The 15,295-nt window shown below is 39.7% G+C and carries 13 protein-coding genes; all 13 read left to right on the top strand.

The window, feature by feature from the left end; genetic code table 11:
• Position 1: 1 nt before the first annotated feature.
• The 13 genes from ACYIB7_RS09695 to ACYIB7_RS09635 all read left to right on the top strand — a co-directional run bounded on the left by ACYIB7_RS09695 (position 2) and on the right by ACYIB7_RS09635 (position 15,218).
• Positions 2-1,381 (top strand): FAD-dependent oxidoreductase, encoded by a 1,380-nt coding sequence (locus ACYIB7_RS09695; RefSeq protein ID WP_480336906.1) that lies wholly within the window; start codon positions 2-4, stop codon positions 1,379-1,381.
• Between the two features lie 12 nt (positions 1,382-1,393).
• Complete coding sequence (gene gnd, locus ACYIB7_RS09690) at positions 1,394-2,857, top strand: decarboxylating NADP(+)-dependent phosphogluconate dehydrogenase (RefSeq protein WP_103982158.1); 1,464 nt, start codon at positions 1,394-1,396, stop codon at positions 2,855-2,857.
• A gap of 10 nt (positions 2,858-2,867) precedes the next feature.
• Positions 2,868-4,334 (top strand): glucose-6-phosphate dehydrogenase, encoded by a 1,467-nt coding sequence (gene zwf / locus ACYIB7_RS09685; protein ID WP_103982157.1) that lies wholly within the window; start codon positions 2,868-2,870, stop codon positions 4,332-4,334.
• A 9-nt stretch (positions 4,335-4,343) separates the two neighbouring features.
• On the top strand, positions 4,344-5,042 hold the full coding sequence (pgl, locus tag ACYIB7_RS09680; protein WP_103982156.1) for a 6-phosphogluconolactonase: 699 nt from the start codon (positions 4,344-4,346) through the stop codon (positions 5,040-5,042).
• A 219-nt stretch (positions 5,043-5,261) separates the two neighbouring features.
• A complete protein-coding gene (locus tag ACYIB7_RS09675) occupies positions 5,262-6,188 on the top strand; it encodes a tyrosine-type recombinase/integrase (RefSeq protein ID WP_103982155.1) in 927 nt (308 codons plus the stop codon).
• Positions 6,189-6,563: 375 nt separating this feature from the next.
• Complete coding sequence (locus ACYIB7_RS09670) at positions 6,564-7,901, top strand: DUF3575 domain-containing protein (RefSeq protein ID WP_480336905.1); 1,338 nt, start codon at positions 6,564-6,566, stop codon at positions 7,899-7,901.
• Positions 7,902-7,911: 10 nt separating this feature from the next.
• Entirely contained in the window at positions 7,912-8,814 is a 903-nt protein-coding gene (locus ACYIB7_RS09665; RefSeq protein ID WP_480336903.1) for a DUF5119 domain-containing protein, read from the top strand.
• A gap of 22 nt (positions 8,815-8,836) precedes the next feature.
• On the top strand, positions 8,837-9,748 hold the full coding sequence (locus ACYIB7_RS09660; RefSeq protein WP_103982153.1) for a fimbrillin family protein: 912 nt from the start codon (positions 8,837-8,839) through the stop codon (positions 9,746-9,748).
• 18 nt (positions 9,749-9,766) lie between these two features.
• On the top strand, positions 9,767-10,684 hold the full coding sequence (locus ACYIB7_RS09655) for a fimbrillin family protein (RefSeq protein WP_480336902.1): 918 nt from the start codon (positions 9,767-9,769) through the stop codon (positions 10,682-10,684).
• A gap of 26 nt (positions 10,685-10,710) precedes the next feature.
• On the top strand, positions 10,711-11,661 hold the full coding sequence (locus tag ACYIB7_RS09650) for a fimbrillin family protein (protein WP_480336901.1): 951 nt from the start codon (positions 10,711-10,713) through the stop codon (positions 11,659-11,661).
• Between the two features lie 21 nt (positions 11,662-11,682).
• Entirely contained in the window at positions 11,683-12,648 is a 966-nt protein-coding gene (locus ACYIB7_RS09645) for a fimbrillin family protein (protein ID WP_480336900.1), read from the top strand.
• Between the two features lie 82 nt (positions 12,649-12,730).
• On the top strand, positions 12,731-14,068 hold the full coding sequence (locus ACYIB7_RS09640; protein WP_480336899.1) for a fimbrillin family protein: 1,338 nt from the start codon (positions 12,731-12,733) through the stop codon (positions 14,066-14,068).
• Between the two features lie 22 nt (positions 14,069-14,090).
• Entirely contained in the window at positions 14,091-15,218 is a 1,128-nt protein-coding gene (locus ACYIB7_RS09635; RefSeq protein WP_480336898.1) for a fimbrillin family protein, read from the top strand.
• Positions 15,219-15,295 lie beyond the last annotated feature (77 nt).

The following is a 15,295-nucleotide window of genomic DNA, read 5'->3' as shown; positions in this document are numbered from 1 at the left end:
AATGAAAAGATATAATGCAATAATTATAGGTTTTGGTAAAGCAGGAAAAACATTAGCTGCAGAGTTTGCGTCTCGCGGATGGAGTGTTGCAATTATTGAACGTTCATCAAAAATGTATGGCGGGACTTGTATTAATATTGGTTGTATTCCGACGAAAACACTGGTACACTTGTCTAAAGTTTTGGAGTATCGGAGACCTGCTAGTTTTGATCAATATGCAGAAGAATATAAAAAAGCGGTCAAAGCTAAAAATGATTTAACTTCTTTTCTCCGTAAAGTAAATTACGAAAAATTAAATACAAAAGATAATGTAATTGTTTACACAGGTGAGGCTTCATTCCGTTCTCCTTATGAAATTTTAGTGAAGTCTTCTAAAGAAACCATACAAATTGAAGGAGAGAGAATTTTTATTAATACAGGGGCTTCGACAATTATTCCTAATATAAACGGTATAAAGGGAAATCCTTATGTTTATACAAGTACATCAATTATGGAACTGAATAAATTGCCCAAGCGTTTGGCTATTATAGGTGGAGGGTATGTAGGGTTGGAGTTTGCTTCAATGTTTACAGGATTTGGTTCAAAAGTTACTGTTTTAGAGGCAGGTGAACATTTTATTCCCCGGGAAGATAGAGACATTGCTGCGGCAGTCAAAGAAGTATTGGAAAAAAAGGGAATAAATATCCATCTGAATGCAATTGTTCAGACTATAGAGCATGATTCTAAAAAAGCATCTGTTATTTACAGGGATGCGATAACAGGCGAAACAACAAAAGTAAATGCGGATGCTATTTTATTGGCAACAGGTCGTCGTCCTAACACAAAAAGTTTGGACTTAGAGGCAGCTGGTATTAAAACAGATAGTAGAGGTGCTATAGTTGTAGACAAGCATTTACGTACAAATGTAGAGAATATCTGGGCGGTTGGAGATGTACATGGAGGACTTCAATTTACCTATTTATCTTTGGACGATTACCGGATTATCAAGGAAGAATTGTTTGGTAACGGGCATCGTAACTTGGACGATAGGCAAGCAATTGCATATTCTGTTTTTATAGACCCTCCTTTGTCCCGTGTCGGAGTAAGTGAAGAAGAAGCCTTGAAAATGGGTAAGAATATAAAAGTAGCCAGAATGCTTTCGGCTGCTAATCCCAGAAGTCGGACTCTCGGCCAGCCGGAAGGCTTATTGAAAGCGGTTGTGGATAAAGATACAGGATGTATTCTGGGGTGTACCCTTTTCTGTGCCGATTCTAGTGAAGTTATAAATATAGTGTCTTTAGCTGTGCGGACAGGTGAAAACTATACATTTCTTAGAGATAATATTTTTACTCATCCTTCAATGAGTGAAGCATTGAATGATTTGTTTTCTATGATAAATTAAAATAACAAAGATATGGATAATTTTGAAAAATCTGATATTGGACTGATTGGTTTAGCCGTGATGGGTGAAAACTTGGCCCTGAATATGGAAAGTAAAGGTTTTAAAGTCTCTGTATATAACCGGACAGCTCCTGGTGAGGAAGGAGTTGTTGGCCGTTTCCTTGAAGGACGGGGGAAAGGGAAAAACTTTATAGGAGCCTTTTCTATAAAAGATTTGGTTGAGTCAGTTAGCAGACCCCGCAAAATAATGATGATGGTTAAAGCCGGTTCTCCGGTTGATGAACTGATAGTACAACTTGTTCCGTATTTATCTCCCGGCGATGTTATCATTGACGGAGGCAATTCGGATTTTCTTGATACAGAACGCCGTGTAAAGGAGGTTGAAAGTTTAGGAATGTATTTTATTGGTACCGGTATATCGGGTGGCGAAATCGGGGCATTGTATGGACCTTCTATTATGCCGGGTGGTTCGCCTGCAGCCTGGCCGTTGGTAAAAGATATCCTGCAGGCTATAGCAGCAAAATTGGATGATGGGACTCCGTGCTGCCAATGGATTGGTCCGGGTGGTTCAGGGCATTTTGTTAAGACTGTACATAATGGTATCGAATATGGAGATATGCAACTTATATCAGAGGCTTACTCGCTTTTAAAAAATCTTGCAGGATTGGATAATGAAACATTAGCACGTGTCTTTGATGAATGGAATAAAGGTGAATTGGATAGTTATCTGATTAATATTACGGCAGATATACTTCGTTATAAAGAAGGTGGTACTTATTTGTTGGATAAAATTCTTGATGTGGCAGGCCAGAAGGGAACCGGTAAATGGAGTGCCATTGCTGCTATGGACGAAAATGATCCGTTAACTTTGATTACAGCGGCTGTTTATGCACGTATGCTTTCTGCATTGCAGGATGAACGTAAAAAAGCATCGGGGCTATATCCATATGTAGGTATTCAAGAAGAAACAACTCTTTCGACAGAAGAGTTTCGTATGGCTCTTTATGCATCTAAATTGGTTTCGTATGCACAAGGATTTTCTCTCCTTCGCCGTACTTCCGAGCACTACGGGTGGAAACTGGATTATGGTACTATAGCAATGATATGGCGTAAAGGGTGTATTATTCGTTCTGTATTTTTGCAGAAGATAACGGAAGCATATCGTAAACAACCGGAGTTGGAGAATCTGTTGTTTGATGATTTTTTCCGTAGTAAAATACAAACTTCGCTTCCTGCTTGGCGTAAATCTGTATCTGAAGGTGTGATGAATGGCATCGCTTTGCCTGCTATGAGTGCTGCACTAAGTTATTTTGACGGACTGAAAACGCTTCATTCTGCTGCAAATCTTATCCAAGCGCAACGTGATTACTTTGGAGCTCATATGTATGAACGGGTGGATTGGGAAAGAGGGAAATTTTTTCACACAAACTGGACTGGTGAGGGAGGACAGACAGTTTCCGGTAGTTATAACGTTTAAAAAGAATAGTATGAAAAAGGCAGATGATCAATTATTAGTTATATTCGGAGCATCGGGTGATTTGACTGGCCGTAAGTTGCTTCCGTCCCTTTTCGAATTGCATGTTCGGGGTTTGCTTCCGAACCGTTTTTGCATTTTAGGAGCATCCAGGACTAACTATTCGGATGAGGAATATCGTACATTTGAGCGCCAGCATATTATTGATGAACAGAAAGGTAAAGAATATAGTGAAGAGCAACTTGACCAGTTCCTTGATTTTGTTTATTATTTATCGTTCGACTCTAATAATACGGATGAGTATTATAAATTGCGTGAGCGAATTGAGTTATTGCAGAGTAAGTACCAATTGCCGGATAAAATTATATATTATCTGGCAACTCCCCCGATGATGTATGAAGTGATTCCGCGATGTTTATTGGAAAGTGGATTGAATGCTTCCCAATCAACGGATGGTTGGAGACGCATCATTGTTGAAAAACCTTTTGGTACTAGCTTTGAATCAGCGAGAGCATTGAGCGAACATCTTCGTCATATTTTCCATGAAGAAGAAATTTATCGTATAGATCATTATTTAGGGAAAGAAACGGTACAAAATATATTAGTACTTCGTTTTTCGAACGGTATATTTGAACCACTCTGGAATCGTAATTATATAGAATCTATAGAAATTAGTGCAACAGAAACGTTGGGAGTTGAAAATCGTGGTAAATATTATGATTCAGCGGGTGCGATGCGTGATATGATTCAGAACCACCTGATGCAACTTATGTCGTTTGTTGCGATGGAATCTCCTGCCATTTTTGAACCGGAACCTATTCGGGATGAAATAGTAAAAGTATTTCGTTCTCTTCGTCCGTTTAAGCCAAAAGAAATTGATACACAAATTGTCCGGGCTCAATATAAAGGCTATCGGGAAGAAAAAAATGTTGCGCCGGATTCTACTACAGAAACTTATGTGGCTATGAAATTTTTTATTGACAATTGGCGTTGGAGTGGAGTTCCGTTCTATTTTGTAACAGGGAAAGAGATGCCGGAGAAAAAATCGGAAATCGTCATTCATTTTAAATCAACTCCGCATAAATTGTTTGTGGGACAATGTTCGGGAGGTTCGTGCAATAAGCTTACAATTCGGATTCAACCGGATGAAAGTATTTCTTTGAAATTCGGATTAAAGATGCCCGGCGCAGGTTTTGAAGTGAAACAGGTTGGTATGGATTTTCGTTATGATTCACTTTCTAAGACTTATCTTCCGGATGCATATGAACGTCTTTTGTTGGATGCAATGTTAGGCGATAGCACATTATATGCACGTAGTGATGCTTTGGAAACCAGTTGGAAATTTATAGATCCAATTCTTCATCACTGGAAAGAGGAAGGTGAGAAGAACTTATTTTATTATCAGCCGGGAGAAAATGGCCCGTTCCAGAAAATAATGTTGGGAATGGTGGAAAAGCCTTGTTCCTGTAAAAGTAAATAAAGAGAATATATGAAAATAGAATATTGTAAAGATTCAAAAACAGCGCTTCGTATTATGACTGAGCATTTGACTCAGCTAATGCAGGAAAAAGGTTTAGAGCCGTTTAATCTGGCGTTGTCGGGAGGGGAAACTGCAAAACAAATGTTTTCCCTTTGGGTAGAAGAATATAGAGATAAAATTGATTGGAATGCACTTCGCTTTTTCTGGGTAGACGAACGGTGTGTTCCCGCTTCAGATTCTGATAGTAATTATGGACAGGCAAATCGTTTGTTGTTTAAACCTCTGCACATTCCGGAAGAACATATTCATCGTATTAAAGGAGAGAAAGAACCAGGGGCAGAAGCTATGCGTTATTCGTGGGAAGTAAAAGAATATCTGCCGTTATTTAACTTGATGCCTACTTTTGATTGTATTATATTAGGCATAGGAAATGATGCACATACAGCTTCTATTTTTCCTAATACAATGGAACTATTGTCAGATAGCCGTAGTTATACAGTTTCTCAGCATCCAGCCAGTCATCAGTTTCGTATTACTATGACAGGTACCCTTATTCTTAATAATTCACCTTTGTTGATACCCGTTTTCGGAGAAGATAAGAAGGCTGTAATAGAGCATTTGGCAGATCGTTTTTCTCCATCAAACGATACACCTGCTGCATATATTTTATCACATGCAGTAGATGCAACGGTATATACTACAGAATAGGATGCTGATGTGTGGAATCTTATTCTGGCTTCTTTGTAATCATGTTTTAACCAGATAGTCCATTATATAATAATGGGCTTATTATGTTATTGTTAATTGTAACCTTAGTTTCTGTTTTTTGTTTTTAGCTAAAATGACTAATATAAGCTAATATTTGAATATATCATTTTTGTGTTTTCCTCTGTTTATTTTTCACATGGTTTTTTATATTAATTAGTTATGGAGAATAAATTTACAATAGGAGCAAATGTTAGCCGTAAAGGTTTTGTATGGTTTGCCGACCAGTTAATAGAGGAAAAAAAGAAAACTGGTCATTTAGGTTTAGTACGGGTTTATCAAAGTAGTTTGAAGTCTTTAATCCTTTTTGTGGGGAATACATGGATTCCTTTTCATATATTGAATCATGAATTTATTAGAGATTATGTAGAGTGGCTTGAAAATAGAGGGATAAGTCGTAATACAGTACATTTTTATTTACGGAACATAAGAGCTATTTATAATCGGGCACAGTCTTTGGGATGTATATCTTCGCGTAAAAATCCTTTTGAAGGTTTTTCATTTACTCCACAACCAACAGTTAAACGCTCTCTTAGCAAGAATAAATTACGGAAAATATTGGATTTGAATTTAGTATTTGGAACTCCAGTTGCCTTAACAAGAGATATGTTTATGTTTAGTTTTTATTCATGTGGTATGGGATACGCCGATATGGCTTATTTACGCCATTCAAATATACATGAGAATATGATCCGTTATCAACGCGTCAAAACGAAGAGAGAGGTCGTTATATTTCTGGAATCTCCAATGTTACATTTAATTGACAGATATCGCCGGGAAGATAGTGATTATGTTTGGCCAATCTTGTTGGATGATGCATCACTTGAAGAAAATTATCAACGTTATCGTAGTGGCCTCACTGCGTATAACCGGAATCTGGCACGTATAGGGGAAAAGTTAGATATACAGGGACTCAGTTCGTACGTAGCCCGCCATACGTGGGCAACAGTCGCCCGTAATAATTTAATGCCGACAGCGATTATTAGTACGTGTTTGGGGCATGCCAGTGAACGAACAACGCAAATTTACTTAGATTCTTTTAATTCTTCTTTGATACGACGTATAAATAAAAAGGTAATTGAACTATAAATCCAGGTTTTATTCAAATAGAATGATTAAAAAAACAAAACACTCCAGATTTTAAATTGCTCTTGAAATTCATGTTGTGTCTCAAAATAAAACAATGTGCATCTATTATCAATAGGTGCACATTGTTTTATTATTTGTAAATACCGTCACAAAAATAGTGAAAATAAAAATACCAAAACACTTATAATTCACCAATGAAACATAATTTAACGATCAATAATACTGACGAGTTAGCCTATTTTAACAATGGCATTATTTTACAATTAATCTAAAAGAAGGTTATAGATGTGTTGTATATGATTGAAATACAAAGATGTAGTGTCTTATGTGCACCTATTGATAATAGATGCACAATTAAACTTAGAAGCTTAAGTAGTGAAAAAAGTTCTGAACATATTGTTATTCTGTATATTGTTAGGGGTAAATGAAGTGTTGGCACAGAATTATTTACCTGCTAATTCTTATTTGTTTTCTTTTCCAGAAAATCAGAATTTTTTACTAGTCGATTATGGGGATAATGCGTTTGCTTTGCAATGTATGAACGAAGATCTTCTTTCCGCCCGTTCAAAATTATTGGATAATAAATCTCATATTTTAATTGTTGCTCATGTCAGCGCTTATGATTATGCCGAAGGAACTGTTATTAATGAAGCTTCACTTCGTGCAAGTCGTATACGTGCATATGTTAAATCCAAATTGAATATTCCTCATGAATGCGTGGCTTTCTACATTGATAAGAGTGGAACATACAGGGATAGGGTAGATGTATATTTAGTAGGATCACCTCTTCCGTGGTTTGTTAATCAGGAAATCTGCTATAGTGAAAGTCTATATCCTGTTGCTGTTAAAGATGCTATTAAACGATACGGAAGTGTTCCTTATGTTGATTTCTATTCACGGGGTTCTTCAAATGGAGAAAGTCGTATCATTTATGTTATTACGGACGAATTGTTTGATGACTCGGAGCTGGAAGACTATCGTTTGCTTATTAAAAATAAACCATCTGTTTCTGTTACCGGAAGAGTGATGACAGAAAATGGGACTCCGGTACTCAAAACACAAACGGTAAAACCGGCAGTTAAATCAACTACCCCGTCTGTTGTACAGAAAGAATTACAGACTGCACATTATGTCTTTCCTTTAAAATTTGCAGTAAAAACGAATTTACTGCCTTGGTTTAAAATTGTTTCTTCTCTTGAATTGGGCAATGGAAATACAGGGATTCAGATAGGTTCTTTTATGCCAAACCTGGAATTAGAATACTATTTTGCTGATAGATGGTCGATTGCTTTGGCCGGTAAATATGCAGACTTTTCGTATAAGGGAAAGGATGATAATAAATGGTCCGTATCAGATATTACATTATCGCCTAAAGTGTGGCCGATTGAAAAAGGCTCTTTTAGTGGGCTTAGTGTTGGATTGTTTGGACAGTATGGTGATTTTGATATACGGGGGGAGAAAATTAGTGTGGATGGATTGTATGGTCGTACCGGACGTTTTTGGACAGCAGGTGCTTCAATCGGTTATTTAATTCCTGTTTATTCCGGTTTTTGTATGGAAGCGGAGTTGCAGACCGGATATCGTTCTGTCTTTAATGGAAAGAAATACAGGTATGACGAAATAGATAATAAAAATTATTTGGAGACTCGTTTTTCGTCTACCGGATTTATGGTTGGGCTAAAAATAAGTGTATTGTATCGTTTTGGATTTTAAAGGAAAGAGTATGGTGAAATGTAAATATACACAAGTCCTATGTTTGGCCGGAATCATTGCTTTAGTTGCCGGATTATCAGCCTGCGTATATCGTTCTACAGACGAAGACTGGGATCGTAATGGAAAGGTTCGTTTGATATTGAATTGGAAAACGAAGGATAAACCCTCGGACATGATCTATTATTTTTATAAGGAAGGCTCTTCTGTTCCTATTCTTAGGTATGGCAAATCTTCCGGATATGAAGGTACTCTGCCTGCCGGAATTTATCAGGTTGCCGTTTGCAACCCTGATGGTACGAATATAGACTTAGATATGGATAATGGCTACGATGCTGCCCGTGCAGTTGCTCGTCCTGTTTCTTCTTTGAAAGCTACGGTGTCGCATGTTGCCCAGCCTATGAATTTGTATGGTACAGGTGAGGGAAAACTTGATGTTAGCGGCCCCGATTGTAGCACCAATGAATTATATCCGGCTTGTTTGGTTAAGCAAGTGGAGTTGAATATTAAAATAATTGGTTTGGATGGTATCAGGAAGATAGATGGTTTTATTAATGGTGTTTCTCCTGAAATACATATTCCTACGGGGAAAGCTCTTTTTGACCGTGTGGCTTCTGTCAGATTTACTCCGGAACAGATTGCAGGTGATGTATATGCTACATCGCTTAATTTATTTGGTTTTTGTTGCGGAGGTGAAGGTGAACGTGCGGAGTTGTTTCTTAACGTTACCAAGAAGGATGGTAATGCTTTTACTTCATCAACAGATATAAGCGATCAGGTGAATGACGCTTTTAATGAAAGTTTATCCACTTATATAGTATTGGATTTGGAGATTTCGCCAGATAAAATAGATGGGATAAAGATAGAATTGACCGACTGGCATAAAGGGGTTGCCGGGGTTGAAACCTATGAGTAGTATATAGAAATTACGTAAGGGTATGAAATTTGTATTGTGTTTTTATCGTCTGTTAGCTCTGATTGTATTATTTATTTATACAGGAACGGGGTGTTCGTCGGAAAAAGATGATTTTTCCGGACGGCGCGAAATTGTTTTACAATCACAGCTAGGTTATGCAGGTAGCGATAATTATGAAAATATAATAGATGATTCTGTCTTTTTTGCGAAAGGTGTCGAATCAAAAAACTATACAGAAGTCTGGAGTGCTGCCATGCAATCAGTCGGCCGTGTCGTTTTTGCAGAACCGCGTTATTATCCCGAAGATAATAGTCAAGTATACTTATGTGGTTTTATACCATCGGCTGAGCTGTCGGATAATAATCAAGTTTCATATATACTAGACGGACAGCAAGATATTATGTTGTCGGAAGAACAGGCAGGAAGCATGAACGATATGTTCTGGCAGGATGAAAAACGTTTCGATTTCATTCATTTGCTTACACAGTTACGTTTTCAGATTCGTTGTGATGCCGAGGGTGCTTTACGGAATTTATCCCTTAAATCAATTATAGTAGAAGGTACACAAGCAGAAGCAACTTTGTCTCTTACAGATAAATCTCTCCAATTTACAGGTCCAAAAAAAGACATTATAGGATATGACTATACAGATGGTGATGTCGTTTTGCTGGGTACGGATAATGTATCTGTCCCTGGTGTGGTAATGATCCAGCCCAATGTACCTGTCTATATTTCTGTAATCTTGCAGACGTCTGTTGGCAATGAAACAAGGTTTGAGCATTTGCCTGTGGTTTTTGAAGAAGAGGGAGGAATGTCTTTGGCAGGAACTTCATATCTCTTATCAATAAATGTACATACGAAAGGAGTCATTGAATTGTCTTCGATAGTTGCCAATTGGATAAGGGGTAGTAATGGAATGGGAGTTATAGAGTGAATATAAATTATAAGTATTATGAAACAAAGTTGGATTTGTTCGGCATTATTGGCCGTAACGATGTGTGGTTGCTCATCTGATGATGGAATGACCGGTAATGGTAGTGATGCGGAAATCAAAATTGGTGCCACTGTATATGGAACAATTACAAAAGCTCCAGTCACAACAGGTGATGAGTTTACTGCTGCCATTACTGCTTTTGAAGCTACAAGTGAACCAACAGACTGGACTGTAGCTCCAAGTTGGCAAAATTCGGTAACACTGACGGCTGCCGAAACTTCAGCAGGAGATAAAGTGCCGTTAAATACTTCCAAGACATATCCGACAAATGGAAATGTTTATATGGCAGCTTGGCATCCTAATATTGCTTCTGTGAGTGGTGTCGTAACCTTTAAGAAAACTGGAACGGAAGACATTATGTGGGGTGGAATAGTGAATGGAAGTAAAATGAAACCGGTTGGAGCTTTTGCTTTTACGCACGCATTAACTCAATTGGTTTTTCAGGTACAGGCGTCTGAGGCGTATATGGAAGATAGCCCTAAAGCAGTAAAAGCCATAAAGGTACAAGGTGCACAGTATGCACAATCCATGAATATTAAAGATGGTGGAATTACTTATGCCACTGCAGCAGAAGTTCCTGTACCCGGTGCTCCCGAAACACCGCTGGCATTAACTACTACGTTGGTTAAGTTTGGTGAACCGTTAATGATAAATACATTAGACGGAGTAAAAGTAAAGATCACGTATGGCGATGATACCATAAGCAAAGAAATTACTATTAAAAACACAAAGGATCAGCAACCATTGAAAGCATTGGCAGGCAATTCACATCTTATTTCTTTAGTATTCCAGAAGAGTGGTGAAGTTACAATTGAAGGAACTGCCTCTGTTGCTCCTTGGGAACAAGGTGCGGAAGGCTCAGGTACAGTTGAATAATAATTATTAATATAAAATAGAACGTTATGAAAACAAACAAGTATTTATTAGTGGGTATGCTGGCTGTATGTGGTTTATGCAGTTGCTCAAATGATGAAGAACCGATTGATAACGGAACAGCAAAAAATATTGAATTAAGTGCAGGTATTAGTACAACTACCCGTGCTGTGATTGACGCCGATTATAGTAAAGATTTGAATGTATCTTTCGGACGCTTGGATAATCCTTTTTCGAACACTACATGGGCAGCGGCTATTGATGCTGTTCGTGCCGGAGGTAGCGGAAATACTTCAGTAACATTCGGAACAACACAAACATATTCAGTATCTAATGGAGAGTCTGCATTAATTGGGTTCTATCCCCAGGCTAGTTTCGCTACTACATCTAATCCTGCAAAGGTTTCTTATACGATAACGGGAGATGAAGACATTATGGCTACCGACGTACAAAAGGGTGCTGCTAATAATCCTTTTCAGCCATTTACCTTTCAGCATTTGCTAACACAATTGCAATTCAAATGTGTGGGTTCTAGTGAAGCAGTTGCAAAATGGTCTGCTATTACTTCCATCACAGTGAAAGCGGTGCCTACAGCATTAGAACTTTCTATCGATAAAACAAGCGGCGCTTCTTTAGCACCTGCTGCAGCTCCGGTAAATGCAGATTTAGCTGTATTGAATTGTCCTGCGGCTGTTACACTTTCTACGGAAACAAATCCTAAGACCGGTTATTTGATGCTATATCCTACGTCGGGTATGGGAACAGCAGCTTCGGCTATTACATTGGAAGTGAAAGCTACTTATGACGGTATGGAGAAAACATTAACAGTACCTATCAATAATATAGCAGATGGAGTTAAAGCCAGTCAATCTCACATGATTACCCTGAACTTTACTGTAACGGGAGAAATTACCGTAGAAGCCGGTATAGCCGAATGGATACCTGGTAACAGCGGAGGTTCTTCTGTTGTTCCAAACTAATGTTTTTAAATGTAGCAGGAGATGAAGATTTTACTAACGACAGTGACCGCGATGTTCCTTTGGGGATGTATGTCTTGTTCGGATGGAAAGGATGATCCGATTCCTGTTCCGACGGAGGTGCATTTGGAAGGGGCTATTGGCTCTGCAACCCGTACAGTGATAAACTCCGGCTATGAAAAGGACTTGGATGTATGCTTTGCCCGTCAGGACGAGACGTCGAAAGGAGCTGCTGTGTATGGGAGCTGGAACATTTGTCTGGCTAAGCGGACAAATGGAAACGGACGCAGGCCGATTGTTTTTGCAGAATCCCAGTTATATCCGATACAGGGAGAGAATACTCGCCTGCATGGTTACTATCCGGCGGATAATGGGAAAGCGACATTAGTTAACGGAGGTGTACAATTTTCAGTAGACGGAACTACCGATATAATGGCTACGGGACTTTTGACGGGTAGTATGGATGCTCCTGTTACCTTGTGTACATTCCGCCATTTGCTTACGCAGTTACAATTTGTTTGTTACAGTTCTCATCCCGATAAATGGGGAAGTATAAAGAACATTGAAATTGTGGGAGTCCATACTAAGCAGGAGCTAGATCTTGTGTTGGTATCTCCTTCGCTGTCTAATGTTTCGTCGAATGGTGATGTACGGGATTTAACAGTTCAGGATATTCGGGATTTGCCAATTCCGGAAGTAACAGATCCCGGGAATGCTTTGCCGGATGCCCAAGGATATGTCTTGTTGCCTGTGCAGCCTGTCGACGGTACAAAAGAGCATCCGCTTTACGTCCGTATAACTACAACGAAAGACGGAAGAGGAAATGAAGTTCTTACAACATCCGATGTTTGTTTGTCGGTAGAAGGAGGTTTCCAGACAGGCAAAAGACATTTGATAACACTTTCCTTTACTGATGGAAATAGCATAGATGCTGTTTCTGTAGGTGTGGAACCCTGGACAGATATGGATCAGGAAGAAATACCTGTATGAGGAGAGAGTGAGCGAAGCGAACTAAACGAGAAATTAATATAAATCAGGTACTCCGTAAAGAGGACCATAAAAACAAATGGATATGAAGAACATTATGAGAGTTGGCGCCTTTGCGGTTGCCATGTTTACAGCAGTAAGCTGTTCTGAAAATGAAACGGATATTCCGCAGCCGGATAATAATGGACAGGTTGCATTAGGAGTAACCACCAATCTGAAAGTAGATGCCGGAACGAAGTCTGTTACGCGCTCTGTTGTAGTAGGCAATAAGATTACCTATAACAAAGACAATTATGCTGATAACGATTCTGTGCCGGGCATAGGTATTGCAATCTTGAACAAAGCCAAGAATGCTTGGTACTCACCGGATGGCTCTAACCATACTGCTTATGCCACTTCTCATCAGGTTTGGTTTGTAGGTGATGAAGCCGGAGCCAACTGGCTTTCCATATTAACGAAAGGCGCTACCCATGCAGATCAGGAGGAGACCCCTTTCTACCTGACGAAAGATGTTGGTTGCGTATATGCTTATTATCCTTATAATGCAAATGCTCTTAGTGGCGTAACTCCTTCATCGGAAGCTGATTTGAAAGTTCCTGCTAATCTTTTGGCAACAGGCACTATCGATGCTCAATATGCTAATAATGCAGCCATGAAGTGGGATGGTGCTAAATGGGCTTCAAACGGTTCTACTAGCAGTGCTGCCCGTAAACAGAAGATCGCATCTCTTGACGAAAAAGACTATATGTATCATGACGCAACTGTTGCTGGTGGCCGTTATGTAAATAATGGACATGCCGATGGGTTCGCTGTTGTTAAACCGGATGCTGATGCAGATAACGCAAATGAAAATAATCCGGGTTGGAAGATTGGCTTGAGCATGAATCATGCGCTGTCTATGGTATCTTTCCGTGTATATGATGGTGGAAAGTTAAGCACTTCAGATGTCACTCTTAAATCGATTGTAATAAAGAACCATTCGGGTGCTACTAATTTTCTGGGAGAAGGTACGATGTCTTTGGTTGACGGTACAATTACAACAAGTGGTAGTGCAGCAACAATCACCCGCAACATAAGCAATTACATATTGAAACGCCAGATAGAGACAGGAGATACAGAAAGCGAAAACCAATTTATAGCAGCAGGCACAGGACTGAATGCCGTAAGCGGTAAGACTGTTTCTAAGGCTGTCAGCATGTCGGTTTATCCTATCTCATTTAGTGATAATGAAATAGATGTGACAGTTACCTTAAATGACAGTAGTAACGATATGGTCTTTACTGTTACTCTTCCTGCTATGGAATGGGTAGCCGGTAGTAATTACATTTATACATTGATGGCTGGTAAGAATAAGCTGGACGTTGTTAGTGTAGATGTAACAGACTGGGTAGACGAAGAAATAAGCGAAGAAATACCTCTATAATCCTCTTTTAAGTACAAAGCCCATGAAACAGTTTTTATATAACCTGTCGCTCATTGCATTGATACTGCTGTGCTCATGTACAGAGGCGGAGACCTCTTTGGGCACAGGCCATGAAGGCGAAGGCGATAATACGGAAGAGGGAGTCCCTTTGAGTGTTAAGAATCTGGGCTTGTCAGTGGAGGTGGAATCGAGAAGCATTGTTACGGGAGTGCCTCCTGTTGCTACACCGGGTAACCCTAACCCGCTCCAAACAGTGGGACTGTTTGTTACGCAGGATAAGAACGGAATAACGTACCCGTATGATGGCAACTACAGACAGGTATTCAAGTACAATGTTTCGGCTTGGGAGCCTGATCTGGATTTCTATCCGATGCTCTATCTCTTTTCCGAAAAGGGAACGGTGTATGCCTATTCTCCTTCTGAGAAGAGCGTAAGCTTAGCTTCGGAGAATGGTACGAAAGTACCTGTCATGAGTAGCGTCTCGGTAAAGGACAAGCAGTCGTTTATATTTAGTGATGGCGGAACCGGAGCTCCGGGAGATGTAGCAACCGATGTACAATGGGAACTGGATGGTCAGGAAGACTACCTGTACGGTAAAGGCACTGCTATCGTAGACCGTTGGCATCCTCAGGTGTCGCTTACATTGAGCCATGCCCTTGCTAAAGTGAGCTTCCGTATCATCGAGTCCAACAGTGGCTCCGCCTTGTCGGAGTCGTATGTGATGTCTCTGGTACTGAAAGGGACAGGAGCTTTTAAGAAGGCTTCCAGCGCCAAGTTGAATCTGGAAACCGGCGAATTGAGCGGTTCGCTTACAGCGGTAGACCAACTTTCGTTCATCCCGGTAGGGGAACCGCGAAAGGTAGCAACCAATGTAGCTGACAGGTCAAAGGCTCCCATACAGGCATTCGGGCTGGCTATTCCGGTAACGGCAACGGGGGTGACCCTTGAGTTTACGGATGATGCCAAACGGGTGTTCACCATGAAGCCGCAAAATGATGGTTCGCCTACGACATTCAACATTAACTGGGAGAAGGGCAAGAACTATATCTACAATATCGAGATACAACCTCAGGGTATTGTGATAACAGATTTACAGGTGACCGACTGGATAGCCGGAAACGGTAACGGTGAGGACATACCTGTTGAATAAGTTGATAGTTTACAAGTGACCTGTCAACTTATAAAGGGTGGGCGGGGAGAGATACCCCTCCCATTCACAAGAGAAAA

It is taken from the genome of Parabacteroides sp. KHUB-03 (assembly GCF_056640975.1).
Note: the sequence above shows the minus strand (reverse complement) of the source record. Positions and strands in the feature narration are given on the sequence as shown.